Origin of the sequence: Bacillus sp. 3G2, from assembly GCF_044324725.1 — a bacterium.
GTDB lineage: Bacteria > Bacillota > Bacilli > Bacillales > Bacillaceae_G > Bacillus_A > Bacillus_A mobilis.
Window position 1 is genome coordinate 1,239,997 of sequence record NZ_CP172246.1, and the last position, 26,178, is coordinate 1,266,174.

At 36.8% G+C, this 26,178-nt stretch carries 25 protein-coding genes, 1 pseudogene and 2 other annotated features; of the genes and pseudogenes, 17 read left to right on the top strand and 9 right to left on the bottom strand.

The window, feature by feature from the left end; translation table 11 throughout:
* Positions 1-102 precede the first annotated feature (102 nt).
* The 4 genes from ACHZK0_RS06300 to ACHZK0_RS06315 all read right to left on the bottom strand — a co-directional run bounded on the left by ACHZK0_RS06300 (position 103) and on the right by ACHZK0_RS06315 (position 4,035).
* Complete coding sequence (locus ACHZK0_RS06300; RefSeq protein ID WP_270342791.1) at positions 103-2,169, bottom strand: ATP-dependent helicase; 2,067 nt, start codon at positions 2,167-2,169, stop codon at positions 103-105.
* Between the two features lie 99 nt (positions 2,170-2,268).
* Positions 2,269-2,691, bottom strand: a complete 423-nt coding sequence (locus tag ACHZK0_RS06305) for a GNAT family N-acetyltransferase (RefSeq protein WP_000543311.1) — start codon at positions 2,689-2,691, stop codon at positions 2,269-2,271.
* A 1-nt stretch (position 2,692) separates the two neighbouring features.
* Positions 2,693-3,211, bottom strand: a complete 519-nt coding sequence (locus ACHZK0_RS06310; RefSeq protein ID WP_061678759.1) for a YjcG family protein — start codon at positions 3,209-3,211, stop codon at positions 2,693-2,695.
* Between the two features lie 92 nt (positions 3,212-3,303).
* Positions 3,304-4,035, bottom strand: a complete 732-nt coding sequence (locus ACHZK0_RS06315) for an alpha/beta hydrolase (RefSeq protein WP_001076845.1) — start codon at positions 4,033-4,035, stop codon at positions 3,304-3,306.
* Between the two features lie 203 nt (positions 4,036-4,238).
* Here ACHZK0_RS06315 and ACHZK0_RS06320 point away from each other — a divergent pair, with 203 nt between their 5' ends.
* Positions 4,239-5,150 (top strand): DMT family transporter, encoded by a 912-nt coding sequence (locus ACHZK0_RS06320; RefSeq protein WP_063260262.1) that lies wholly within the window; start codon positions 4,239-4,241, stop codon positions 5,148-5,150.
* 76 nt (positions 5,151-5,226) lie between these two features.
* Positions 5,227-5,802 (top strand): Crp/Fnr family transcriptional regulator, encoded by a 576-nt coding sequence (locus ACHZK0_RS06325; protein WP_395761341.1) that lies wholly within the window; start codon positions 5,227-5,229, stop codon positions 5,800-5,802.
* Here the strand turns inward: ACHZK0_RS06325 and ACHZK0_RS06330 are convergent.
* Positions 5,792-6,463, bottom strand: a complete 672-nt coding sequence (locus ACHZK0_RS06330) for a DUF4386 domain-containing protein (RefSeq protein ID WP_270342782.1) — start codon at positions 6,461-6,463, stop codon at positions 5,792-5,794. The genes ACHZK0_RS06325 and ACHZK0_RS06330 overlap by 11 nt on opposite strands.
* Positions 6,464-6,550: 87 nt before the next feature.
* On the opposite strand from ACHZK0_RS06330, the gene ACHZK0_RS06335 reads away from it, so the two are divergent.
* The gene (locus ACHZK0_RS06335; protein WP_262740937.1) at positions 6,551-6,946 is read left to right on the top strand and encodes a PH domain-containing protein; all 396 of its coding nucleotides are present in this window, start codon (positions 6,551-6,553) and stop codon (positions 6,944-6,946) included.
* 24 nt (positions 6,947-6,970) lie between these two features.
* On the opposite strand, the gene ACHZK0_RS06340 is transcribed toward ACHZK0_RS06335, so the two are convergent.
* Positions 6,971-7,369: an Ig-like domain-containing protein gene (locus tag ACHZK0_RS06340; RefSeq protein ID WP_061678764.1), complete on the bottom strand. Its 399-nt coding sequence runs from the start codon at positions 7,367-7,369 to the stop codon at positions 6,971-6,973.
* Positions 7,370-7,529: 160 nt separating this feature from the next.
* Positions 7,530-9,008: a sodium/proline symporter PutP gene (gene putP, locus ACHZK0_RS06345; RefSeq protein ID WP_270342778.1), complete on the bottom strand. Its 1,479-nt coding sequence runs from the start codon at positions 9,006-9,008 to the stop codon at positions 7,530-7,532.
* A 306-nt stretch (positions 9,009-9,314) separates the two neighbouring features.
* Positions 9,315-9,552, top strand: a binding site (T-box leader).
* Between the two features lie 42 nt (positions 9,553-9,594).
* Positions 9,595-9,839, top strand: a binding site (T-box leader).
* Positions 9,840-9,891: 52 nt separating this feature from the next.
* Here putP and trpE point away from each other — a divergent pair.
* The 11 genes and pseudogenes from trpE to ACHZK0_RS06400 form a co-directional block, all read left to right on the top strand.
* Complete coding sequence (trpE, locus tag ACHZK0_RS06350; RefSeq protein ID WP_262740939.1) at positions 9,892-11,310, top strand: anthranilate synthase component I; 1,419 nt, start codon at positions 9,892-9,894, stop codon at positions 11,308-11,310.
* Positions 11,307-11,894 (top strand): aminodeoxychorismate/anthranilate synthase component II, encoded by a 588-nt coding sequence (locus ACHZK0_RS06355; RefSeq protein WP_073517514.1) that lies wholly within the window; start codon positions 11,307-11,309, stop codon positions 11,892-11,894. Before trpE ends, ACHZK0_RS06355 begins: the two co-directional genes overlap by 4 nt.
* Positions 11,891-12,916, top strand: a complete 1,026-nt coding sequence (gene trpD, locus ACHZK0_RS06360) for an anthranilate phosphoribosyltransferase (RefSeq protein ID WP_270342771.1) — start codon at positions 11,891-11,893, stop codon at positions 12,914-12,916. Before ACHZK0_RS06355 ends, trpD begins: the two co-directional genes overlap by 4 nt.
* Before the next feature lies 1 nt (position 12,917).
* Positions 12,918-13,679: an indole-3-glycerol phosphate synthase TrpC gene (gene trpC / locus ACHZK0_RS06365; protein ID WP_270606434.1), complete on the top strand. Its 762-nt coding sequence runs from the start codon at positions 12,918-12,920 to the stop codon at positions 13,677-13,679.
* On the top strand, positions 13,676-14,290 hold the full coding sequence (locus ACHZK0_RS06370) for a phosphoribosylanthranilate isomerase (RefSeq protein WP_270606433.1): 615 nt from the start codon (positions 13,676-13,678) through the stop codon (positions 14,288-14,290). The genes trpC and ACHZK0_RS06370 overlap by 4 nt, the downstream gene beginning before the upstream one ends.
* Positions 14,287-15,480 carry a tryptophan synthase subunit beta gene (gene trpB / locus ACHZK0_RS06375; protein WP_262740943.1) on the top strand — a complete coding sequence of 398 codons (1,194 nt, stop codon included), beginning with the start codon at positions 14,287-14,289 and terminating at the stop codon, positions 15,478-15,480. Before ACHZK0_RS06370 ends, trpB begins: the two co-directional genes overlap by 4 nt.
* Before the next feature lie 3 nt (positions 15,481-15,483).
* Positions 15,484-16,260, top strand: a complete 777-nt coding sequence (gene trpA, locus ACHZK0_RS06380) for a tryptophan synthase subunit alpha (RefSeq protein ID WP_262740944.1) — start codon at positions 15,484-15,486, stop codon at positions 16,258-16,260.
* A 74-nt stretch (positions 16,261-16,334) separates the two neighbouring features.
* On the top strand, positions 16,335-16,694 hold the full coding sequence (locus tag ACHZK0_RS06385) for a DUF4029 domain-containing protein (RefSeq protein ID WP_262740945.1): 360 nt from the start codon (positions 16,335-16,337) through the stop codon (positions 16,692-16,694).
* Positions 16,695-16,804: 110 nt separating this feature from the next.
* On the top strand, positions 16,805-18,304 hold the full coding sequence (locus ACHZK0_RS06390) for an L-lactate permease (protein ID WP_395761342.1): 1,500 nt from the start codon (positions 16,805-16,807) through the stop codon (positions 18,302-18,304).
* A gap of 793 nt (positions 18,305-19,097) precedes the next feature.
* Positions 19,098-20,237: an RNA-guided endonuclease InsQ/TnpB family protein gene (locus ACHZK0_RS06395; protein WP_050842894.1), complete on the top strand. Its 1,140-nt coding sequence runs from the start codon at positions 19,098-19,100 to the stop codon at positions 20,235-20,237.
* Between the two features lie 135 nt (positions 20,238-20,372).
* Positions 20,373-20,993 (top strand): annotated as a pseudogene (locus ACHZK0_RS06400) (DUF2278 family protein); the annotation flags it as partial.
* A gap of 14 nt (positions 20,994-21,007) precedes the next feature.
* Here the strand turns inward: ACHZK0_RS06400 and ACHZK0_RS06405 are convergent.
* On the bottom strand, positions 21,008-21,841 hold the full coding sequence (locus ACHZK0_RS06405; RefSeq protein WP_395761343.1) for a hypothetical protein: 834 nt from the start codon (positions 21,839-21,841) through the stop codon (positions 21,008-21,010).
* Positions 21,842-22,037: 196 nt separating this feature from the next.
* Here ACHZK0_RS06405 and ACHZK0_RS06410 point away from each other — a divergent pair, with 196 nt between their 5' ends.
* Together ACHZK0_RS06410 and ACHZK0_RS06415 are read left to right on the top strand one after the other, a co-directional pair.
* Entirely contained in the window at positions 22,038-22,823 is a 786-nt protein-coding gene (locus ACHZK0_RS06410) for a zinc ribbon domain-containing protein (RefSeq protein WP_395761344.1), read from the top strand.
* Positions 22,824-22,842: 19 nt separating this feature from the next.
* Positions 22,843-24,078, top strand: coding sequence for a TcaA 3rd/4th domain-containing protein (locus tag ACHZK0_RS06415; RefSeq protein ID WP_395761345.1), 1,236 nt, complete (start codon positions 22,843-22,845; stop codon positions 24,076-24,078).
* A gap of 44 nt (positions 24,079-24,122) precedes the next feature.
* On the opposite strand, the gene ACHZK0_RS06420 is transcribed toward ACHZK0_RS06415, so the two are convergent.
* Positions 24,123-24,545 (bottom strand): hypothetical protein, encoded by a 423-nt coding sequence (locus ACHZK0_RS06420; RefSeq protein ID WP_262740950.1) that lies wholly within the window; start codon positions 24,543-24,545, stop codon positions 24,123-24,125.
* 200 nt (positions 24,546-24,745) lie between these two features.
* Here ACHZK0_RS06420 and ACHZK0_RS06425 point away from each other — a divergent pair, with 200 nt between their 5' ends.
* Positions 24,746-26,080, top strand: coding sequence for an FAD-dependent oxidoreductase (locus tag ACHZK0_RS06425; protein WP_395761346.1), 1,335 nt, complete (start codon positions 24,746-24,748; stop codon positions 26,078-26,080).
* The last annotated feature ends 98 nt before the right edge of the window (positions 26,081-26,178 follow it).

Here is a 26,178-nt window from a genome sequence, read left to right on the forward strand (position 1 = left end):
CAATATGAATGAGATATGGTTGATATTACGTTAATTCTTACGATAAAAGCAGGGAATTTATATAGTAGGGATGTACATAATGCAATATAAAAAAAGACATCCTTATTTAGTGGATGTCTTTTCAGGTAAATCTTTTCGCGCAGTATATAAAAAACGAGAGATATCTAATTTTTTTCCTCTAAAAAATTGCGGAGAGGAAATGTAAAGTTCTTCTTTTGCACGTGTAATTGCGACATAAAGTAATCGACGTTCTTCTTCTAAAGCTTCAGAAGTCTCTGTAACACGATCATTGGCATCTTTTAAAGAAGAAGTATGGGGGAGAATACCATCGCTCGCTCCAAGTAAAAAGACGCATGGAAATTCAAGACCTTTTGCGTTATGAATAGACATAAGCGAAACAGCATTTTTTTCCGGCATTGTTTTTAATGTTTCCATTTCTTTTTGACCTTGAATTGCTTCATCAATAAATTGTAAGTATGCTGGAATATCGGTGAAGCGAGTTGCAGACTCCATTAATTCTTCTAACATTTCTTCTTGTATATCTTTATGCATCGTAAAGGAAGAGCGATCATTACTTTGTAAGTACTCTAAATACTTTCCTTTACCATGAATAATTTCTTTTAATGCTTTTTTCGGTTCTAATTCTTTTATAAATTTAATAAAATCGATACGCTCATTTACCTTTTTCACTTGAAAAGGTTTTAAGCTCGGATTTAATAATAAGAAATGAAGAAGAGAAGGGAAGCGGCCCTCACCATATTTCCATTGTTCACGTTCAATAAATGAAATACAATCATCACGCCCAATATACATCGTTGGCAATATATTTGAAAGTGATTCTAATCGAAACGGTTCAATCACCAGTCTTAAATGATCTAATACAGGCTTAATTAAAGAATGTTCATAAAATGATTGACTCGCCCCGTGCTTAATAAACGGGATTTTGTGAATGGTAAGCTGATCAAGTAACGAACGGCTTACAGAATGTGTGCGATACAGTAAACAAAAATCTTTAAAGTTACGTTCGCCGCTATCTACTTTTTCTTGAATGAGCTGCAAAATTTGATTTGCTTCATCAAGAGTCGTAGCAGGTCTTGCGTAAAAAGGTTGTACACCTTCTTCGCGCACAGAATATAGCTCTTTATCAAAACGTTCTTGATTTAGTTTGATAACTTCATTTCCAAGTCCGACGATAAAAGGATTGGATCGATAATTTGTATTCAGTGCGATAATCGTAGTGTTATCAAATTCTTTTGGAAAAGATAAAATAATTTGGTGACTTGCTCCTCGCCAGCCGTATATCGCCTGGTCGTCATCACCTGCGATAAATAAATTATTTCTTGGCGTGGCTAACAATTTTACAATTTCATATTGTGCATACGATGTATCTTGGAACTCATCTACTTCAATATAGTGGAAACGTTGTTGTAATTGGGTAAGTAAAGGAGCGTTATTTTCTAACATATAATACGTTTCTAATAAGATGTCATCGAAATCAATATAATTATATCGTTGTTTCACTTCTTCAAAACGCTCGTATACTTCTTTAAATTCTTGTTCAACGGGTGTTTTTGCTTTTACATCTTTCGGACGATTCAATTTGTTTTTCTCAAGTGAAATCATAGCGAGCATCGTTTCAGCATCATAATCGTCTTTTAAGCGTAACTCTTTTAAAATTTTCTTTATCATAATTTGTTTATGTTTTTCGTTTGCTAAAATTTGCTGATTATATCCTTGACTACGAAGCAATTTTAAAAAGACAGAGTGGAATGTACCAGCAACAACGTAGCTACTTGCAGCACGATTCATACCTGGTAAATTCGCTACACGATTTCGGATTTCTTCAGCTGCTTTTTGTGTAAATGTAAGTAATAAAATATTGCGCGGATGAACTTGTTTTACATTTACTAAATAACCTACGCGAGTTGTTAAAACAGACGTTTTCCCGCTTCCAGCACCAGCTAATGTAAGGACAGGGCCTTCTGTCGTTCGCACGGCTTCTAATTGTTTTTCATTTAAAAATACATTTTGTTGCTCGAGAGCGCGGAAGTACGCTGCATCCGCATCTTCTTCCATAATTAAATGGGTAGATGTTTTCGGAATATGATATGTTGCACGCGGAATATCAGCGTGCGTTAATGATTTTTGTGAAAATTTTTCTTGTGTCATATATTCACCTTCAAAACTATAGCATCAACATTTAACTTTAGCGGAAGAAAAAGAAAATAGCAATGTAAAAAACAGGAGGGGATACCTCCTGTTTTCAAATTACAATTCTTTTATCATAACGATGTGAGGAATATTTGCTTCCATGAATACATTAGAATTCGTTACATATCCAAGTTTCTTATAGAAATCTTCAGCATGTGTTTGGGCATGCAGCTTTAATTTTGGTAGCGAGTTTTCTTTCGCATACGCTTCAAGTGCATCCATAACAATTTTTCCAATCCCTTTTTTACGATGGGAAGCTAGTACGCAAATGCGTTCCATTTTTCCTATTCCATCCAGTATGCGAAAACGACCAGCACCAACTGGAACATCATTATCATATATAACAACGTGTGTTGAAGTTTCTTCAAACTCATCATACTCTTCTTCAGCAGAAACTTGTTGTTCATTCACAAATACTTGCTTACGTACAGAGAATGCGTCTCTTAGTTGTTTGTCCGTTTGTACGATCTGTGCGTGCAAATTAGTTGTGCCCCTTTCCAAGGTGGAATGTTTCGTGTACAGTCCATGTTCCATTTTCTAATTGATATAGAAGATGGAAGCGATCAATTGGTTGTTCATAATAGAAATCTTTCATACGTAATCGACCTAATACATCAGCATGCTCTGCATCTGATAAGCCTTGTCCGATTGTTAAATGAGGTACGAAAGCATATTCGCGTTCTTGTGTAAAGAATTCACTATGCATTTCTTCATTTAAGAAAGTAAGTTCAGGTGTTTTTTCTACTTTAAAATAAAGAACATTATTAACAGGTGCGAATGAACCAACTTTTCCGACATGAAGGGTGAAAGGGTTCGTTTTACTTGCGATTGTATGTAACTCGTTTACAATCGATTCTAAGTGTTCATCTTGCGTCTCAAAGGGTGTTTTCAATGTAATGTGTGGCGGAACTAATGCGTAGTGCGGATCATAACGTTTACGCAATCCGTTCGCTTTATCTTGAATCATTTTAGATGGAAAAATTACAATGCCTAATTTCATGTTCCAATTCCTCCCTTTGTAAGTCTAGTTAGATTTTGAGAAAACAACTCTCTTAATCTATTATATCAAATTATTCTGAATACTGCTCTCTATTATTTCATTGATAGAATATGAGAGAAAGCTTTCGGTAAATCAGTTTGCCAATATTTCCACGTGTGGTTACCTTCAAACTCCTCGTAATGCGTGATGAAATTTCTATCTGTCAGAAGCGTATTAAGCTCACGGTTCGGTTGTACGAAATCAGATACTTGTCCATCCGTGCGCTTTACAGCTGTTTCTTCTGTCCCAATGACGTGATAAAGGTCTAACGCCTCCGGATTTTTGAAGTCTTTTGCTAAGTTCATCACTGTTTCATCCACAAATGGTGATTGCATAACGACTTTACCGAATGTATGCGGATACATAAGTGCAGTCATGAAGGAAACTGTTCCGCCAAGAGAATCACCAATTAACACACGACCTTTTCCCATTTGGTACGTTGGATAATTTTCATCGATATATGGTGCAAGTTCATGAGCAAGGAAACGAATATATGCAGCGTTTTTTACTTCATTTGGGAAATATTTTTCTTTACGATCGTGTACATTTTTATATGGAATACCGACAATAATTGTACGGTCAATTTCTTCAGTTTCACGAAGGCGCTCAATTACACGGTGCGCTTTACCAAGCTGAAAATAATCTCTACCATCTTGTGCAATTACAACTGTATGTTTGTGCAGTGGTGTGTAATTTACCGGTAAGTAAACGAGAAGTGTAACATCTTCTTGAAGTGATGCACTATAAAATGAAATTTCTTCAATTCTCCCGATTGTTTGATTCATGTAGATCCCCCTAAATAAAAATTTACTGTAATGATTGTAAGAGCGACGCTTGTAGTGAAAAAGAAAGAAATATTCACTAATAGGTGCTTTCGTTTCTATTTTACCATAATGGTACGAAGAATCTAAAAAATTAGTATTTAAGTTATGAAAGAAAACGGATATAATGAAGTGGGATTTTTGACAGGTGAGAGGGGAGACGGAATTTGAAACAAGAAAGATCAATCGCACTACCATTAGCCATTTCCATTATAGCCATTTCATTCGCAGCAGTTTTTGTAAAGATGTCCTCAGCACCATCTTCCATATTAAGTATGTACCGATTATGGATTATCGTACTTATTATGCTGCCTATCGTTTGGAAAAAACGGGAAGAATTTAGTAAGATTCAACTAAAAGATTGGGGATTTTTAATTGGATCTGGTTTCTTTTTAGCACTACATTTTCTTTTATGGTTTGAATCTTTAAAGCATACGACAGTTGCTAGTTCGACGATTATTTTAGCGCTTCAACCAATCGTATCTTTAGTTGGAGGTTTTTTCTTATTTAAAGAAAGAACAACATACTCAGCTATTGCAACAATGGGAATTGCGATATTAGGCGTAATGTGTATTGGTTGGGGAGATTTAGGGCTAAGTGAACAAGCAATTTATGGAGATATATTATCCTTTTTAAGTGTAATAGCGGTTGTCGGTTATTTATTTATCGGGCAAACGACAGTAAAGAAAGTATCACACTGGATTTACAGCTTTACAGTTTTTGCATTCGCAGGTATTTTTATGGGGATTTATAATATAGTGTTGCAAGTGCCTTTTACAGGTTATACGAAGTGGGATTGGACCGTTTTTCTTTTACTTGCGGTTGTTCCGACAGTGTCACACGTCATTAATAATTGGTTATTAAACTACGTAAATGCAACAACAATTTCAATGAGTATTTTAGGAGAACCCGTTGGAGCATCTATACTAGCGTTCTTCTTACTCGGTGAAAGACTAAATGTAATGCAAATTATCGGTAGCATGCTCGTATTGTTTGGTGTATCTGTTTTCTTACTACAGCAACAAAAACGAACAGCAAAAAATGTAGTAAACGAGCCGGCGTATACACAGGAATTATAATGTTAGAGGAGAAAAGAGAAGTTGTGATACTTCTCTTTTTGTTTTATAGAAATACAGAGGAAGAAGGGGGAGGAAAATGGAAGAAATATTAAAGCAGTATATGCAGAAACTTACAACACTAAGTGAAGAAGAGCAGCACATGATTCTCAGTGAATTACAAATTGAAGAATATAAAAAAGGAACAGTGCTCCTAAGGCAAGGAGATGTTCCTTCGAAATGTTATTTTGTATTACAAGGATGCATTAGGCAACATTGTATAGATGAAACAGGGAAAGAGGTTACATCAAATTTTTATACAGAAGAACAAGCAATCGCAAATTTTAATCATCATAAACAAGATAAATCATCCCCGCATACGTTAACGTGTTTAGAAGATTGTCTAGTTGTAGTTGGCGACCTGCATAGTGAAAAGGACATGTATAAGAAATATTCACAATTAGAAGAAATGACACGGCACATGATTGAATATAACTTCGGTGAGGTACAAGAAGAACGTTCCTTATTTATTGCATCGACACCAGAAGAGCGCTACAAATCATTATTACAAAAACGACCTCATTTAATCAATCGTGTTCCTCAATATCAATTGGCAAGTTATCTAGGTATTACGCCAGAATCATTAAGCAGAATTAAGAAAAGACTCAAACAGTAGCGTTTTTTCCACCTCGAATCAATAGCCATATACTAAATCCGAGTTCACCTGCAATCATTGGCAATTGGAACAGTGTTTGTACGATTGAGATCATCGTATCGTATTGTGAAAACATCGTATTCATGACGTGAATGACGATATAACCGATAGACGCGAAGAATAGTAGTATACTAATCCATTTCGGTATATGTTTAGATAGGAAAGCTACATAACCTAAAACGAAAAGATGTAAACCGAAAATGATTAGCCCTACAGACCAAATGTATTCGAATGTACTGAGAGACAACATCACATATGTTTCTGGATTCGCAATCGTACTTTTTGAAAGTAGCAATGCCAATATTAGATTGAATATGGCGATTCCAAGTATCGCTGTATACATAAGACGAAGCAAGGCAGCTAGTAATGAGAGGCTAGTATGAATTGGTTTTAGAAAGAAATAAAGAGCCCACGCGGCGACAATATCAGTAATGAAAATGATAATCCAACCGAAGATTTCCGCTTTGAAAAGTGAATGTGAAGTTTGGATATTATGGAATGTTGCGCTTGCATCTTCTTGTACAACGAGATTTCCATGAACAAAGCCGTAAGAAAAAAATGCAATGAATGCCATAACAAGAAGAGAAAAGCCAGCAAATAAGGCATACTTTCGTTCAGTCATAATACGTCCTCCTATTCTAATGTTGTTTTCATTGTAAAAGGAAAGAGGAGGAGAAGCATTGACTTAAATCAAGAGAGGGGAAGTGTAATGGAATTTCCATCAAAAAAAGATGTATGGTTATATCCGATTTTTTTCGTTGTCATTGGAGCGTGTTTTGCTCCTCTCTTTGCAGGGAGAGAGTATCTTCTTTTATTTTTTACGATTCCATTAGCCATATTATTTATTTGGAGCTGGTTTTCGACAAGATATATCGTTGGAGAAGAAACAATTACTATTAAATCTGGTTTCGTTAAAAAGCGCATATTTATACGAGATATAAAACAAATTTCAAATACGAAAAATCCAGTAGCAGCTCATGCCTTATCATTTGATCGACTTGAAATTATTTATGGATCACATCAAACAGAAATTATTTCTCCTAAAGATAAAGAGCAATTCATCAATCTCGTTACAAGTAAAAATTCACACATTGAAACAAAGTAAAAGAGTGGCTACGTAGCCACTCTTTTACTTTGGATTTGTCATATAAGGTTGTACATGAATCATGCATAGGTCACGGAACTTTCCTTCAGCAGTTGTGACAATTACGACTGCTCTTCCGGCACTTTTTCCAGTAATCGTTACCGTATCACCTTTTGGATATATTGTGATAACATCAGCATTCATATTTGTCCAAATAAGTTCTGTATTCGTTGCTTGCACTGGCAAAACAGAAGCTGATAACTCAGTGCTTTGTCCAGTTCTTACTTTCAACTTATTTTTTTCCATATGAACACCAATGACTGAAATAACAGAAGGAGCAATTGTAATTTTTGGTGGATTAGGTTGTATGTTTAAACAAGACGCAGAAGTATTTGTGATAGGTGAAAATTTTCGTGTTTGTTGTTGCTGGAAAGCTGCTAACATGTTGGAGTCCCCTTTCTGTATAAGTGCTGATACTCATACTATAAAGGAGTAGTGTTATGTTAAATTTAACGAAACATAAAGAATTTGTTAAATTTGAGAAGAAGATTGTCGAACTGTAATAAAAAAGCTCTGCTGTTATCATAGCAGCAGAGCTTTCCCTTTATAGATTATGACTATGTTGTTTTTCGAAATCCTCAAATTGTTCTTCAACTTCTTTTGAAGGTTGTGTTAGTAAACTAACAATTACGATTACTAGTAAACTAATAGTGAAACCAGGAATCATTTCATATAAGAATTCTTTTAAGAATTCGAATTGAGTCCAAATAATTACTGTAGCGGCACCAGAAATCATACCAGCAAGTGCGCCCCACTTCGTCATACGTTTCCAATATAAGCTTAATAAAATAGCAGGTCCGAATGAAGAACCAAATCCAGCCCAAGCGTATCCAACAAGAGCTAAAATCGTATCATTTTGTTTAAACGCTAAAGCGCACCCAACTAAGGCAATAACAAGTACAGCCATACGACCGACAAATACAAGCTCTTTATCAGAAGCAGAACGTTTAAAGAATGTACGATATAAATCTTCTGTTATAGCACTAGAAGTAACGAGCAACTGAGATGAAATTGTACTCATAATAGCTGCTAAAATAGCTGCTAATAAAAATCCAGTAATAAGTGGATGGAATAAAATTTTTCCAAGTTCAAGGAAAATTGTTTCTGGGTTAGATAATGTTAACTCTTGTTGTGAGTAATAAGCAATACCGATAAGGCCAGTAAACATAGCTCCGACAACAGAAAAAATCATCCAGCTCATACCAATTCTTCGTGCGCTTTTAATTTCTTTTACAGAAGAAATCGCCATAAAGCGTACTATAATATGAGGTTGTCCAACATAACCAAGGCCCCATGCAAATAAAGAAATAATCCCTAAAGTAGAGGCACCTTTAAAAATATCTAAACGTGTTGGATCTACAGATTGAATTGTATCAAATGCAGGTCCCAGTCCATTCGAATTCATAATTGTTACGATAGGAACAAGAATAAGAGCAACTACCATAATGATTCCTTGCACGAAGTCTGTCCAACTTACTGCTAAGAAACCACCAAATAATGTGTAAGCGACAACAACGCCTGCAACAATGAATAATCCAACGTGATAGTTCATACCAAATGAATTTTCAAATAATACAGCGCCTGAAACAAGTCCTGAAGCTACATAAAAAGTAAAGAAAATCATAATAACAAGTCCCGATACTAAGCGTAGCATGTGAGATTTGTCGTGGAAACGGTGTTCCAAAAATTCTGGGATAGTAATAGAGTTGTTTGCAATTTCAGAGTAGGTACGTAAGCGAGGAGCGACATAAAGCCAGTTTGCGTATGCGCCTAGTGTTAGGCCGACCGCAATCCAACTACTACTTAATCCAACGCTAAACATTGCACCGGGTAATCCCATTAAAAGCCAACCACTCATATCAGATGCTCCAGCACTTAATGCTGTTACTGCGGGGCCTAGTGTACGCCCGCCAAGCATATAATCTGTTAAGTTGGACGTTCGTTTATAGGCGAAATAGCCAATTACTAACATCCCGAGCATGTAAATAGAGATAGAAGTTAAAGTTAACATCTGCGTACTCATGAAGTTCCCCTTCCTTTTGTCATGTCTTTTGATGCGTCATGCATATTTATAATCTATCATGATTATTCTGAAAAATCCATACAGAAATACGAATTTTCAGAAATGTAAGCGTTTTTTGATATCATTTTACTTTTTTAATATATAATATTCATACAAAAAACCTTATTTTTAATAGAGTATTTATTATATTTACATAAAAAGAGGTTGTTTTGTCAATATAATATTGAAAGGAGAGAAAAATAAAATTCTTTTAAAAGTATTGACTTATGAAAAAAGTTAGGTCTATAATGAGTGCAACTTAAAAAAATGCAAGCGTTGATGAAGAAGAGTACACATGATGAACATGTCAGAGAGCTGATGGTTGGTGCGAATCAGTATGGGATTGATGTGGAATGGGCTTCGGAGCTTCCAAACCGAAACGAAAGAAGTAGGCTTTGGCGACATGATCTCATCGATACAAGAGACACGTATTGTTTTTGATACGGTAAAGTGCGTTACATTCGTAACGAATTAAGGTGGCACCACGGGAGTACCCGTCCTTTCTATAGGATGAGTACTCCCTTTTTGTGTACAAAAAATTAAATAAATGAAATCGTTGAAGTAAGAAGAGTACGTATATTGGAGACGTTACAGAGAGCCGGGGATAGGTGGGAGCCCGGTGCGGTGCCATATACGGAATGGGCTTACGAGAGGTATGCTGAACAATTATTTTCAGTAGGCAACCCGGGTTCCGCCGTTACAAGGATAAGGTATATATTTTGTACCTGAACAAAGCGGGATGCTTTTGCGTCCAACATGAGGTGGTACCACGGTAAATTTATCGTCCTCTACATATTTTCGATATGTAGAGGACTTTTTTATTTTTCAGGGTGAGGTGAAGGACATGATGACGAAAGAAGAATTTATGAAACGAAAAAGAGAAGAAAAAACCTTTTTAGTAATTACAGAAGAAGAAGGAGATAGCATTACGCCAATTTCTTTATATAGACGTATGAAGGGAAAGAAAAAGTTTTTATTAGAAAGCTCCCAGCTTCATCAAGATAAAGGACGCTATTCTTACTTAGGATGTAATCCATATGGCGAAATGAAAAGCGTTGGTACGGAAGTGGAACGAACGATTTACGGCCAAACCGAAAAGTTGCAAGGTAACGTACTACAAGTGTTAGAAAAAGAAACCCGATCAGCTCAAGTAGACAGTCCATTCCCATTTTGCGGAGGGGCAGTTGGTTATATTGGCTATGACGTCATTCGGCAGTATGAAAACATTGGCGCAGATTTACACGATCCATTAAATATTCCAGAAGTACACCTTTTACTGTACCGTGAGTTTATCGTGTATGATCACTTACGCCAAAAATTATCCTTTGTATATGTATGCAGGGAAGACGATTCCTCTTCTTATGAAGAAGTAGATGAAAGGTTGCAAGTATACAAAGAGGAAGTGCTGAGGGGAGAAGAAGCGGAAGTAACTGAAATAAGATCAACATTATCATTCACTTCTTCTATAACAGAAAAAGAATTTTGCGCGATGGTAGAAACGGCGAAGGAATACATTCAAGCCGGTGACATATTCCAAGTCGTATTATCTCAGCGTTTGCAAAGTGAATGTATTGGTGATCCATTCGCGTTATATCGAAAACTTCGAATTGCAAATCCGTCACCATATATGTTCTATATCGATTTTCAAGATTATGTTGTACTCGGTTCTTCGCCGGAAAGTTTGTTATCGGTAAGAGGGGATAAGGTGATGACGAATCCAATTGCGGGTACGAGGCCGAGAGGGAAAACGAAGCAGGAAGATACGGAGATTGAAAAAGAACTGTTAGAAAATGAGAAAGAGCGAGCGGAGCATATGATGCTTGTGGATCTTGGAAGAAATGATATAGGTAGAGTGAGTGAAATTGGCTCAGTTACGATAGATAAATATATGAAAGTAGAGAAATACTCCCACGTCATGCATATTGTATCTGAAGTTTACGGAACATTGCGAAAACATATGAGTGGATTTGATGCATTAGCGTATTGCCTACCAGCAGGAACAGTTTCAGGTGCTCCGAAAATTAGAGCGATGGAAATTATAAATGAGCTAGAGAATGAAAAAAGAAATGTATACGCGGGTGCAGTTGGATACGTTAGTTTTTCAGGGAATCTTGATATGGCGCTTGCCATTCGAACGATGGTCGTCAAGGATGAAAAAGCATACGTTCAGGCAGGAGCGGGAATTGTTTATGATTCAGACCCAGTAGCTGAATATGAAGAAACGTTAAATAAAGCAAGAGCACTATTGGAGGTAATGAAATGATTGTACTAATTGATAATTATGATTCATTCACATATAACTTGTATCAACTGTTAGGCGAATATGAAGAAGATATTGTTGTCGTAAGGAATGATCAAATAACGATAGAACAGCTAGAAGGGATGAATCCAACAGGAATTGTGCTTTCACCAGGACCAGGAAAACCAGAGGATGCTGGTATTTGTATCGAAGTGATTCGTCATTTTTATAAGAACGTTCCCATATTAGGTATTTGCCTTGGCCATCAGGCAATTATATCAGCATTTGGAGGAGACATTGTAAGGGCAGAACGTATTAAACACGGAAAAACATCCCGTGTGAAACATAACGGAACGTCAATTTTTTCATATGTTACCCAGCCGTTAACAGCGATGCGTTACCATTCCCTTGTTGCAGCGCAAACGAGTTTACCACAGTGTTTTGACATACTAGCGACAGCGATGGATGACGGAGAAATTATGGCAGTTCGTCACAATTATTATCCGCTATTCGGATTACAGTTTCATCCAGAATCAATCGCAACAGAAGAAGGCGGAAAGTTAATACGTGCCTTTTTAACAGAAGTGAAGGAGGAGGAAAGAGTATGAATAACTATCTTCGTAAATTAGTGGAGGGACAACATTTAACAGAAGAGGAGATGTATAGAGCAGGGCTTCTTTTATTAAATGAAAACATATTGGAAAGTGAAATTGCAGCCTTCTTAGTCTTACTAAAAGCGAAAGGTGAAACGGCAGAAGAAATATACGGTCTCGTTCGAGCTCTTCGTGAAAAGGCATTACCGTTTTCGAACCATATACAAGGAGCAATGGACAATTGCGGGACAGGTGGTGACGGTGCCCAAACGTTTAATATTAGTACAACATCGGCATTTGTACTGGCAGGAGCTGGCGTAAAGGTTGCAAAACACGGTAACCGAGCTGTTTCTAGTAAAACAGGAAGTGCAGATTTATTAGAAGAACTCGGTGTAAATATTAGCAGTACGCCAAACGAAATTGATTATTTATTAGAGCATGTCGGGATCGCATTTTTATTCGCACCAGCGATGCATCCAGCATTAAGGCGCATTATGAAAATAAGAAAAGAATTAAATGTGCCGACGATCTTTAATTTAATTGGTCCTTTAACGAATCCGGTGAATTTAGAAACACAATTTGTCGGCATTTATAAACGAGATATGTTACTACCAGTTGCGCAAGTATTACAGAAACTGGGAAGAAAACAAGCACTTGTCGTAAATGGAAGTGGATTTTTAGATGAAGCATCATTGCAAGGAGAAAATCATGTTGTCATTTTAAAAGATAATGAAATAGTAGAAACGAGTATTGAACCTGAGAAATATGGTTTCTCAATAGTGAAAAACGAAGAAATCAGAGGCGGAGATTCGAAAGAAAATGCAAAGATTACGCTCGGGGTATTAAGCGGAGAAAAGAGTGTTTACCGCGATACCGTTTTATTCAATGCAGGTTTAGCCCTTTTCGCAAATGGAAGAGCAGAAACGATTGAAGAAGGAATTACACTCGCGGCACATAGTATTGACTCCGGAAAAGCATTAGCCAAACTAAATTTATTAATTGCAGCAAGTCATGAAAAATTAGAAAGGGTGAATTAAAGTGGGGACGATTTTAGACAAAATTGTAGACCAAAAGAAAAAGGAAGTTGCGGCATTATATGAAACGTATACACCATTAAAAGAAAGTAGAAAGACACATTCACTTGTAGAAGCATTACAGCAGTTTACTGTCATTGCAGAAGTAAAGCGAGCATCACCATCAAAAGGAGATATCAATTTACACGTTGATGTACGAAAACAAGTAAAAACATATGAAGACTGCGGCGCAGGAGCAGTTTCTGTTTTAACAGACGGTCAATTTTTTAAAGGGTCGTTTCATGATTTACAAACGGCAAGAGCAGAAAGTAACATTCCGCTTTTATGCAAAGATTTCATAATCGATACGATTCAAATTGATAGAGCGTATGAAGCTGGTGCAGATATTATTTTACTAATCGTAGCGGCGTTAACGAAAGAGAAGTTAAAAGAGTTATACAGTTACGTACTAGAAAAAGGATTAGAAGCAATTGTTGAAGTTCATGATAAACAGGAATTAGAAATTGCAATTCAATTAAATCCGCACGTTATCGGTATTAACAACCGTAATTTAAAAACATTCGAAGTCGATTTAAGCCAAACAGAAAAGCTTGGAAAACGATTAAACGAGGAGAAATTACTTTGGATTAGTGAAAGCGGGATTCATTCAAAAGAAGATATTATTCGCGTCAAACGAGCTGGAGCGAAAGGTGTATTAGTTGGAGAAGCACTTATGACATCATCTTCTATTCGTACCTTTTTTGAAGATTGTAAGGTGAATATATGAAAGTGAAAATTTGCGGCATCACTGATGTTGAAACGGCAAAACGTGCTTGTGAATACGGAGCTGATGCACTCGGATTTGTTTTTGCAGAAAGTAAGCGGAACATTACCCCGGGGCTAGCGAAAAAAATCATTCAGGAGATTCCGGCGGACATATTAAAAATCGGTGTTTTCGTAAATGAATCAGTAGAAGTGATCCAGAAAATTGCAGATGAGTGCGGGTTAACACATGTGCAACTACATGGGGATGAAGATAATCACCAAATCAGAAGATTGAATATTCCGTCTATAAAATCGCTCGGAGTAACTTCAGAGGACGATATGAAAAACGCTCAAACATATGAAACGGATTATATATTGTTTGATAGCCCGAAAGAAAAGTTTCACGGAGGAAATGGAAAGAAATTTTCATGGGAGTTACTCACGCATATGCCAAAAGAGTTGCGAGAGAAAACGATATTAGCTGGTGGATTAAACGCTCTTAATATAGAAGAAGCGATTCGAACTATTCAGCCGTACATGGTCGATGTAAGTAGCGGGGTAGAGACAGAAGGAAAGAAAGATCTAAAGAAAATAAAACAATTTATTATAAAAGCAAAGGAGTGTTCCAAATGAACTACACATATCCAGATGAAAAAGGTCACTACGGTATATACGGGGGACGATACGTTCCAGAAACGTTAATGCAATCTGTATTAGAACTAGAAGAAGCATATAAAGAAGCGATGCAAGATGAAGTGTTTCAAAAGGAATTAAATCATTATTTAACAACTTACGTCGGAAGAGAAACACCGCTTTATTTCGCTGAAAATATGACGAAGTATTGCGGCGGTGCAAAGATTTATTTAAAACGTGAAGATTTGAACCATACAGGAGCTCATAAAATTAACAATACAATCGGTCAGGCACTACTTGCAGTACGAATGGGCAAGAAAAAAGTCGTCGCTGAAACAGGTGCTGGGCAACACGGAGTGGCAACAGCTACTGTATGTGCCCTACTCGGATTAGAATGCGTCATCTTTATGGGAGAAGAAGATGTGAGACGTCAAAAATTAAATGTGTTCCGAATGGAATTACTCGGAGCGAAAGTAGAGAGTGTAGCGGCAGGTAGCGGCACATTAAAAGATGCGGTAAACGAGGCGCTTCGTTACTGGGTTTCACACGTGCATGATACGCACTACATTATGGGATCTGTTCTCGGACCGCATCCATTCCCGCAAATTGTTCGTGATTTCCAAAGTGTAATTGGGAACGAAACGAAAAAACAATATGAAGCGTTAGAAGGGAAATTACCAGAAGCAGTCGTTGCTTGTATTGGCGGTGGTAGTAATGCGATGGGCATGTTTTATCCATTCGTACACGATGAAGAAGTTGCTCTTTACGGCGTCGAAGCAGCTGGAAAAGGCGTTCATACAGAAAAGCACGCAGCGACTTTAACGAAAGGAAGCGTTGGCGTTTTACACGGATCGATGATGTACCTTCTGCAAAATGAAGAAGGACAAATTCAAGAAGCTCATTCTATTTCAGCAGGACTCGACTACCCGGGTGTTGGACCAGAACATAGCTTGCTAAAAGATATTGGCCGCGTTTCTTATCATTCCATTACTGATGATGAAGCATTAGAAGCATTTCAATTATTAACGAAAAAAGAAGGGATTATTCCGGCTTTAGAAAGCTCGCACGCTGTCGCATATGCATTAAAATTAGCGCCGCAAATGAAGAAAGAAGAAGGACTTGTCATTTGTTTATCTGGCCGCGGCGATAAAGATGTAGAGAGTATAAAACGTTATATGGAAGAGGTGTAAAAAATGGGAGTAGAAAAAATTACAGCAGCGTTTGAAAATGGTAAAAAAGCATTTATTCCGTACGTAATGGGCGGAGATGGTGGCCTTGAAAAATTAAAAGAAAGAATTCGTTTTTTAGACGAAGCAGGAGCAAGCATCGTTGAAATAGGTATTCCGTTTTCAGATCCAGTCGCAGACGGTCCAACGATTCAAAGAGCTGGGAAACGAGCGCTAGATAGCGGTGTAACATTAAAAGGCATTTTTCAAGCATTAATAGAGGTAAGGAAAGAAGTACAAATTCCATTTGTACTCATGACATATTTAAATCCGGTACTTGCATTCGGAAAAGAACGATTCATCGAAAACTGTATAGAAGCAGGGGTAGACGGTATGATCGTTCCGGATTTACCGTATGAAGAACAAAATATTATTGCCCCGTTACTTCGAGAGGCAAACATTGCGCTAATTCCACTCGTTACAGTAACGAGCCCAATTGAGCGAATCGAAAAAATTACGAGTGAATCAGAAGGATTCGTCTACGCCGTTACAGTAGCGGGCGTAACAGGAGTACGTCAAAACTTTAAAGGTGAGATTCATAGTTACTTAGAAAAAGTAAAATCCCATACACATTTACCGGTCGTGGCAGGGTTCGGTATTTCAACAAAGGAACATGTAGAAGAAATGATTACAATATGTGATGGAGTTGTCGTTGGAAGTAAAGTCATCGAGCTGTTAGAAAATGAAAAGCGAGAAGAAATATGTGAATTAATACAGGCAACAAAACAAAAAGAAGAGGCATAAGTCTCTTCTTTTTGTTTTACGTAATAAATGTTAAAATATACAGAAAATACATATATCTTAGAGGGTGAGAAAGCATGCTAAGACGGAAAATACTATATCTTCTATTAACTGTACCACTATACGCTTGGCTCATTAGCATGACGAAAATAGAGTTGATGGCTCTATTTTTAGGATATGTATTCATTTTTTCCAACTTAAATCGTATTCAAGAGCAATCTATTTTAGAAATATGTATATTTTCGATTAGTATAGAACTATTTAGTATCGTTTCGATTGTATTATTAAACGAATTATTTCGCTGGATCCATTCATTTGAATTAATGAAATTTGGAAATGTTGTATTGCAAGTAATATGTGCTTATATTGTGTTTGTTGTGTTAGACAAAATAATCAGGCAGCAGAGCGTTTTTCATGATAATAGAAAATGGGAATGAAAAGGAGTCATTTGGCTTCTTTTTTGAATCTGTTTTAAAAACAATTGAAAATTATGACATCTGTTATATAATAGTTAAAAATTGTATTTTTAATGAAAAGAGATGATAACATGGCCATATTGTTGGCACTTATCCCAATTATGATGATTTTCATTTGTTTATTTTTATTTAAACAAACGTCATTACGGTCCTCTTTAATTGCTTACGTTGTGTCTGTTGGAATCGTTTTACTCTCGCCAACGTTTCAATTAGGGATAAGTGAAACTGTGCATGCAACGATTAAAGGTTGGTTAATTTGTTTTATTGTCGGGTACGTTTTGTTTTTCGGTATTTTTTTATTTCACCTCATGAACCAAATGGGGTACATCGATCAAGTAGCGCGTTTTTTAGAAGAAGTGACGCACGATCGTTTATTACAAATGCTTCTCATGTGTTTTGGTATTTGTCCGCTAATTGAATCGGTAAGTGGATTCGGAATTGGCTTTATGGTTGCAGCACCTATCTTTCTATCATTAGGCTATAAACCGTTTCAAGCTGTACTACTTTCATTTATTGGTTTACTAGCTAGTTCATGGGGCGCAATGGCAACTGGTACGATTATCGGTTCGCAGCTTATAAATATGCCGCTTACAACACTTGGCACAAATACGGCACTACTAAGCATTCCGATGTTTGCTTATTTCGTCATTCTTTCTTTACACGTTGTTGGTGGCTGGCGGGCCGTTAAGGAAAAGTGGAAAGAAGGATTCGGTTTTTTTCTATTATTCTCTCTCGGAATCTATCTTTCTAACGCATATGTAAGTGTTGAACTAGCAGGTATATTAAGTTCTATCGTTACAATTACATTTGGCTTTCTTATCATTAAATTAAAAGGAAAAAGTGAGCAAAATTTAATGACAGAACATGCTGCGGCAACGGAGAGAGAAGTATCTATTATAAAAATTATTAGCCCTTATATATTCTTAACTGTTTGTATTTTACTTTCTCGCCTCGTACCAGCATTACATGATGTATTCAAATCATATGCAGTCCTTGATTTAAAATCATACTCTTATAAACTGGAGCTACTATATTCACCAGGATTTTGGCTTGGTATGACTTGCTTATTTACGATTATTTTCTTCCGCATTCCATCTCATATTATTAAACAATCACTCTCGCAAACGATAAAACAATGGATTCCATTTGCTATTACAACGACAATGTTCATTGCCATTTCAGAACTAATGGGTGCATCCGGCATGCATTCATTACTGGCAAAAACAGCTGGTGAAACATTCGGTACATTTTTCGTTTTCGTTGCTCCGTTTATCGGCGGAATTGGTGGCTTTTTAACAGGTAGTAACGCCGGATCAAATGCGATGTTTATAAAACTACAAATGCAAACGGCGCAAAACGTAGCACTTCCGTGGCAATACGTCACAACGCTTCAAAACACCGCATCATCAGTAGCGACAATCGCTTGCCCATCACGTATTACGCTAGGTGCGTATTTATGTAACATCCCGTATCGTGAAAATGAACTATTAAAGAAGACGACGTTAATGATTTTTGGTGCGGTGTTGCTTATAGTGGTAGAGGTTGTTGTTTGGTATATGTTGAGAAATTAAAAATCCTCCTAGCGTAGGAGGATTTTTTTTATGATTGGATAATGTTTTAAACATGAATAGCTTCTATTAAATGAATAGGAGATGAAATGTATGCCCCTAAAAAACTACGGCGTGTTAAAAGGTACAGCTATACAATCAAAGATTGGAAAAGGGTAACTAACTGTTACAATTTATTTAGCTAATTATAACTAAAGTGAATTAAATATATCAGTAAGCCCTGCCAGTCAAGTGGTTGGCTAGCGGGCGGGGGAACTGCGGGCAATTTCTAAATATGATTGAACAACAACGTGGCTAGAAATGGTGAACGTGCATGCTGCGAAATCAGAAAAAATCAATCAGATGGCGCAAGGTTAAATCCTAAACACTAGAACAATGGATCTTCCGCCTCGAATCATCTAAGTCAAAATGGATAAGATGAACGTTCAACGACTATCTCGTATAACTGACGAGAGTACATCACAAGCTTATGGTGGTGGGAAAATCCTCTATCTCTAAGTAGATAAACATATAGTCTGCGCTCATGTGAAAATATGAGAAGTTCATAAGAGAACTGGCTAAGGAATTGCGCCCTTAGTTGAACGAGATACATTTGATTAAATCTATCAAATCTCATTGAACCTATCGAACATATGTGCTACGATAAGTTTAATGAGGTAAGAATAATAATGAAATTTTTACGAGTTAGTCAAGTATCAGAATTAACAGGTTTGCATCCGAGGAGTCTTACGAGAATGCTGGTGGAACACGCTACGATTCAGAAGAACAAATCTTTCATTAAAGGAGTTACATTCTGATGATATTGGCGAAGAAAGTTAGACTGATTCCAACGCCTGAACAAGAAAAAGTGCTGAGAAACCATGCTGATGCTGCAAGATTTACTTATAACTATTGTAAAAGAATGAGTGATAGATACTATAAGCTATTTGGAAAATCTGTTTCACAGTTAGCTTTACAGAAACGATTTACAAAGATCAAGAAGCGAAAGAGATATGAGTGGTTAAAAGGCATTAATGCACAAGTGCCAAAACAGGCTTCAAAAGATTTTGATATGGCGAGAAAACATTCGTTCAAAAAGTACAAAAATGGTTATCACACTTCTTATAAATCCAAAAAAGATGTAATCCAAGGATTTTATGCCAATTATGAAAGACTAGTTATAGGAAAGAAAGTAGTTCATATTCAGTCTATTGGAGAAGTGAAAACAAGCCAACAACTACCAAGAAACAAAAAACCATCCAATCCAAGAGTTACATTTGACGGTCGTCACTGGTGGATTAGTGTGGGGTTCCAAGAAGATTTTGAATTCCAAGAACTAACCAATGAGTCGATTGGTGTGGATGTTGGGTTAAAAGAGCTGTTTGTAGCTTCTAATGGTATGAAAGAACGAAATATAAACAAAGATGCCAAGGTTAAAAAACTTTTGAAAAGGAAAAAGTCAGCACAAAGAGATATGTCTAGGAGATTTAAAAAAGGTGTAAAAATTCAATCTGCCGGATATGAAAAAGCGAAAGCTGAGCACCTGCGGTTATCTAGGAAAATTACGAATATCCGAAATAACCATATCCACCAAGCAACAGCTAAATTGGTGAAAACCAAACCAATGAGGATTGTTGTGGAAGACTTATCTATCTCAAACCTGTTAAAAAACAAAAAACTATCGAAAGCATTTTCCTTTCAAAAATTAAACTTCTTCTTTCAATGTTTATCATACAAGTGCGAGAAGTATGGCATTGCGTATGTAAAAGCTGATAAATGGTTCGCCTCAAGCAAGATTTGCTCATGTTGCGGCGTGAAATACGACCATTCAGTTCAACCAGAAGGACAGTGGAGTTTAAAAATACGTGAGTGGTGTTGTGCTTCATGCAATAGCCATCACGATCGGGATGTAAATGCGTCGATAAATTTATCAAGATGGGTAAAATTAAATGCTTGATAATAGGAGGTAACGATACTGCCTCGTGTGGAGTGTTATACCCCTCGTCCCTTTGGGGTTGCGAGAACACTTTGAAGCACTAACTTGTGTAAATTTGATTGAATTGTATAGATTTAGTTAAGTTTATCGTATCGGAAAACTCCTCATTATCAAGTTCATTTACAAGATGAAGCAGGAGTAGATTATCGTATTGCAATTAACGTGAAATCGCAAAGTTATCCGTCAGAAGTTTTATATTTTGCGAGCGACAATATTCATTCAGAAGCAATTCATATTTTACCGACATTACCATTCGGTTTTACAGAAATAAAAAACAATGAACCGAAAGTAGCTTTAGACTACGTAAGAGGTAATGTATTTGATTCGAAACAAATGATTCCTTTACCTGCTGAAAAAGCAGGAGTAGATAATGATTTAAATGAAAAAATAGAACGTTATATAAAACGAGCAATAGAAGAAAAAGCGATTATTTACGCGTTTGGTGAAAGATGGGGACCAGAAGAAGATACACCCGATTCTTATTTTCACTTCAAACCAGGAAACGGTATACACGATATTCATATGAATCAAGGGAATGTAGAAAAATGGAAAGGTGATAATGGTATATGGCAAGACGGAGGAATACTCATTCACTTCGAAAAGGAGGAAGAATGGATCGGTATCTTTCTTGCCTTCCAGTCGCAGTCATGGTGTACCGACGAAGGTGGACATGCACGTGTTCCGGTTGAGCATTGTGATTATAAGAGGAATAATTGAGGAGAGGAGGGCGTTCAAAACGAACGCCCTCCTCTTATTTTATAAAACCCAAAACTAACAAGTGTAGAAAGACAAGAGAACAACAGTGCCACACTAGAAAACGCAATGAGGTACATATTATATTTCATCACTTTGCCGATGAGCTGGTTACTGTCGAACTGAAACAGTCCTGCGATTATGTTGAATAAAAATAACACGATAAACATGACGATCACACCGTCTATTGATCCTTTAATATCTGGTTTACTTAAAGCGATATGTGCAGAAATACAAATGGCGATAAATAAAAATAGCCAAAAGGAAGGATTCAATACATTACTTATTGTAAATAAGCTTTTCAATAATACAAACGTCGACAAGAGCATGTTTTGAACCATTTCTATATTAATAGAAGTAGAAGCAATTGTTTTTTCGAGAGTTGTATTAAATAAGAAATATGAATTTGGTACGAAATAGCGCATTAAAAGGATTAACGCAGTAATACCAGAAATAATAGGACCGATTCCAATGAAGAAGTTCCCAATTCGTTGATATATACTTTTTTGATTGTATTGATGTTGTACGTAGCCTAAAGCACCTTGACTTGTATCTGTTGGGAAAAACTGCGTTGCTACAATTTTATGACGAAATAGTACACACATAATGGCATGTCCAAGTTCGTGAATCGGAACACCAATCCACGCCGTTAAAAGGAATCCTTTTCTTCCGAAAGCTCTCGACCAATACATGCGTGTGAGAGATTCTAAATAGCCTAATAGAAATCCAATTACAATGATAACGCCAATTAAAGAAAATAATTGGATTACGCTTGTAAGGAGTAGTTGAAAAATTGAGTTTACCAATTCCATTGCTAGTCATCCAATCTGTTAAAAATGTTATTTGTTCTGTTTCATAATAGCATTATTTTTCAAGATTGCTAGCATATATATTTTCTTTTGAAAGAAGGATTTCATAATCTTTTTCTTGTAGTCATGTTTTATGTCCAAAGTCATATATTGAATTTGTAACACCCTATATGGTATATGCTCAAGGAGGGATGAGAGAATGAAATGTCCGGCGTGTCAGACGGAAAATGCAGCAGAGGCAAAGTTTTGCGGGAATTGTGGACATTCGTTGACGGAGGAAGTAGTAGCGAGTGGTGCACAGGAAGAAGGTGAGCAACAAGCACGCGTAGCACAAGCAAAGGAAACTCGATCAAATGAAACGGTAGAGCAAGCAAAGCGGTTTGCAAGTGGCTATTTTCAGTTCTTTAAACACGCATTACAAGCACCGACAGCGATTATGAAAAGTGGAAATGTTGAAGTACGAAATGGAATTACAAGCCTTGTACTTATTTGTTTTTTAGGAGCGTGTATTTTTTATAGAATAATGAGCGCAGCGGCGAATGTTACAAGAACATTTGCACCGGAAGTATCTACGCCTTCTTTCTTTGGGGAGTCTATAAAGGTCTTTTTATTTTTACTAATTTTAACTTTATTTGTCGGATTTATTATTTTTGTAAGTGGGAAAATGATGAAATCATCTTTTTCGTTTCTTGAAGTATTCGGTATATGGGGAACGATAGCGACGCCAGCTATTGCGATATTAGTTCTTTCGTTTCTTTTTAGCTTTTTATTAATCTTTTTCTTACCAATCTTATTAGGGCTGGCTACAACGTATGTGGGAATTAGTATTATTGTAGCTACAGTAAAACTAGATAACGGTGGATTAGATCTTGTTTACACTCTTCTTATCGCAAATATTTTAAACGGAATTGCAATAGGTATCATATTTTGGTCTTACATTAACATGATAATTCAAACATTTACGGGAGGATTAACTGGCTTCTAACGAAAAGGTGGTTGAATGGATGAATGTATGTACAAAGTGTGGGACTCAGTTTGAAGACGATGTGCAATTTTGTCAAAACTGCGGTAAGAAAAGGGAAAACCCTGTAATAAAGAAGAAAATGAGCAGCGGTACAAAAGTTGGCATTACACTTTTAGCACTACTTGTTGTAGCGATTGTCGGTTTATATGTATATGGATCGTCGTATTATACGAAGTCTGCGCAAGTAGATCGGATGATTACTATTGTACAAGAGCGGGACGGGGAGAAGTTAGCTGAAATCGTCACGGCAGATGATCCATCAGTTATTGTAACGAGAGAGAGCTTAATGCCACTATTTTCGTATATAAAAGAAAATCCATCGTACGTGAATGAATTGAAAAACTACTTGAGGCAAGGTGAAAAACGAGGGGACGGAATCGAAAGAGCAGATTTTTCGTTAACGAAAGACGGGAAGTATTTCTTTTTATTTGATCGGTATAAATTGAAAGCGAAGACGTATTATACGACTTTACTTTCAAATGAAAAAGGTACATCTTTAAAAATGAACGGAAAAGAAATTGATAAAACAGATGACAAAAAGTTTGAGAAGCAATATGGGCCGTTTCTTCCAGGTACTCAAGTGTTTCAAGCAGAATATAAAAATGACTATGTGAAACTATCACGTGAAGAAAAGGTTGTACTTATGAAACAAGGTCAAAATAACGTAACGATAGATTTAACGTTGCAAGGGCAATATATTACAGTGCAAACGAACGCACCTGGTGCAACATTGTACGTGAATCAAAAACCAGTTACAGCGCTAGCGGGAGAAGAAATTACGTGGGGACCGGTAGCAACTGATGGAAGTACGACGATTTATTTAGAACGAAATGGAGAAAGTGGGAGGGAAACGACGAAGGTAGAAACGGTAACGGCACTTCCGTCTTATAATCTTCCATTCCAAAAGAAAAGTACAGAAAAAACAGTTGTTTATAATGTTACTCCAACGCCCACGACTCGGTATGTATACAATGGTTTCATCTTCCCGGATAGTGATATTCGAAAACTAACGAGTGTAGACTTAGCATATGTATCGAAAGAACAATTGAAAATAGCGAGAAACGAAATATACGCAAGACATGGACATATTTTTCAAACGAAAGATATGCAAGCGTACTTTTCAAAACAGTCTTGGTATAGAGAAAATCCGTATTTTACAGGAAAGCTAACGGATATTGAATCTTATAATGTGGAACTAATCAAATCAAGAGAATAAAACACGTGAAAAAGGTACAGTGCATAGCTGTACCTTTTCTATGATTATTTAGCTGGGCCAGGATCCCTTGAGAAAAAGATATGAAAGAGGAATGTGACTTTGCTTGCTCCTCCTGACGTACTTGCTTGCACATCAGATAAAGAGCTAGACGTTAAAGCAGCTTCGGAGCGAGGAGGGACGATTATGTTGAGAGCATCATCTGATTCTGAGGATATAGTAACTGTTATTGTATCCTCAGAAAAATTTACAATTTTAACAGTACCGACTGGGAAAATCGATTTGCCAGCGTGTGATGCAGAAGCGAAGCGAGTCGCTTTCCAAATAGTTTGTGAGAAAGGGTCATTGTCAGATAGCCAAGCACGAGCACTGTATAAAGTTGTGTTAATGGAAAACTCTTGTTCAAGCGGGAGGGCAGGTCTCGGTTCTATCGGTTCCTCTGGAAGCTGGACGAGAAGGCCAGCGCACATGTATGTTTCACCTACTTTCCATAGCTACTGTTATAGCATATTAAACATGTTGTTTATAAGACACGACGGCTACCTATTCAGGCATAGGTTTGTGCACTAAATTTGAAGATGAAATTTTCTTTCTTTACAATGGAAGTAGGTGTTATTTCTATAAAATATGGAAAACGTAAAGAGTATGTAAAAAAAGAAGGAGTGGTAAAGTGAACTATGTCATTATTGGCGGAGATGCAGCTGGTATGAGTGCAGCTATGCAAATTGTTAGAAACGATGAAACTGCAAATGTTATGACGTTAGAAAAAGGTGAAATTTATTCGTACGCGCAGTGTGGATTACCGTATGTCATTAGTGGTGCTATCGCTTCAACGGAAAAATTAATTGCGCGTAATGTAAAGACGTTTCGTGATAAATATGGAATTGATGCGAAAGTGCGACATGAAGTAACGAAAGTAGATACGGAAAAGAAAATTGTGTACGCAGAGCATACGAAGACGAAAGATGTTTTTGAATTTCCGTACGATCGAGTATTAATTGCGACTGGAGTGCGTCCTGTTATGCCAGAATGGGAAGGTCGAGATTTGCAAGGCATTCATCTTTTAAAAACAATTCCAGATGCTGAGCGCATATTAAAAACGTTAGAAACAAACAAAATTGAGAATGTAACCATTATTGGTGGCGGTGCGATTGGACTGGAGATGGCAGAAACATTCGTCGAACTTGGTAAGAAAGTAAGAATGATTGAGCGAAATGATCATATCGGTACGATTTATGATGCAGATATGGCTGCATATATACATAAAGAAGCAGATAAACATCATATTGAAATTTTAACGAATGAAAATGTAAAAGCATTTAAAGGAAATGGAAGAGTGGAACAAATTGAAACGGATAAAGGAACGTATAAAGCAGATCTTGTTTTAGTATCGGTTGGAGTGAAGCCAAATACTGATTTTCTTGAAGGAACAAATATACGTACAAATTATAAAGGGGCAATCGAAGTAAATGCATATATGCAAACGAATGTGCAGGACGTATATGCAGCTGGTGATTGCGCAACACATTACCACGTTATAAAAGAAATTCATGACCATATCCCGCTTGGAACGACTGCGAATAAACAAGGGCGACTTGCTGGACTAAATATGTTGGATAAACGAAGAACCTTTAAAGGTACGTTAGGTACAGGTATTATTAAATTTATGGATTTGACGCTGGCAAGAACAGGCTTAAATGAAAAAGAAGCAAAAGGGTTACATATCCCGTATAAAACAGTCAAAGTAGATTCTACAAATATGGCGGGCTATTATCCAAATGCGAAACCACTTTATTTGAAATTACTATATCGCTCTGACACGAAACAATTATTAGGCGGACAAGTAATTGGAGAAGAAGGTGTAGATAAACGGATTGATGTGATCGCAATGGCACTTTTCAATAAAATGAGTATTCACGAGTTAGAAGATGTTGACTTGAGTTACGCACCACCATATAACAGCGTTTGGGATCCAATTCAGCAAGCGGCAAGGCGAGCAGAATAGCACTTTTTAAGTGCTATTTTTTTCGTTAAAGGGGAATCATCATTTTTGTCGAATGAAGAGGATTGGAAATAGTTACGTACAAGGAAGGGGATCATAAA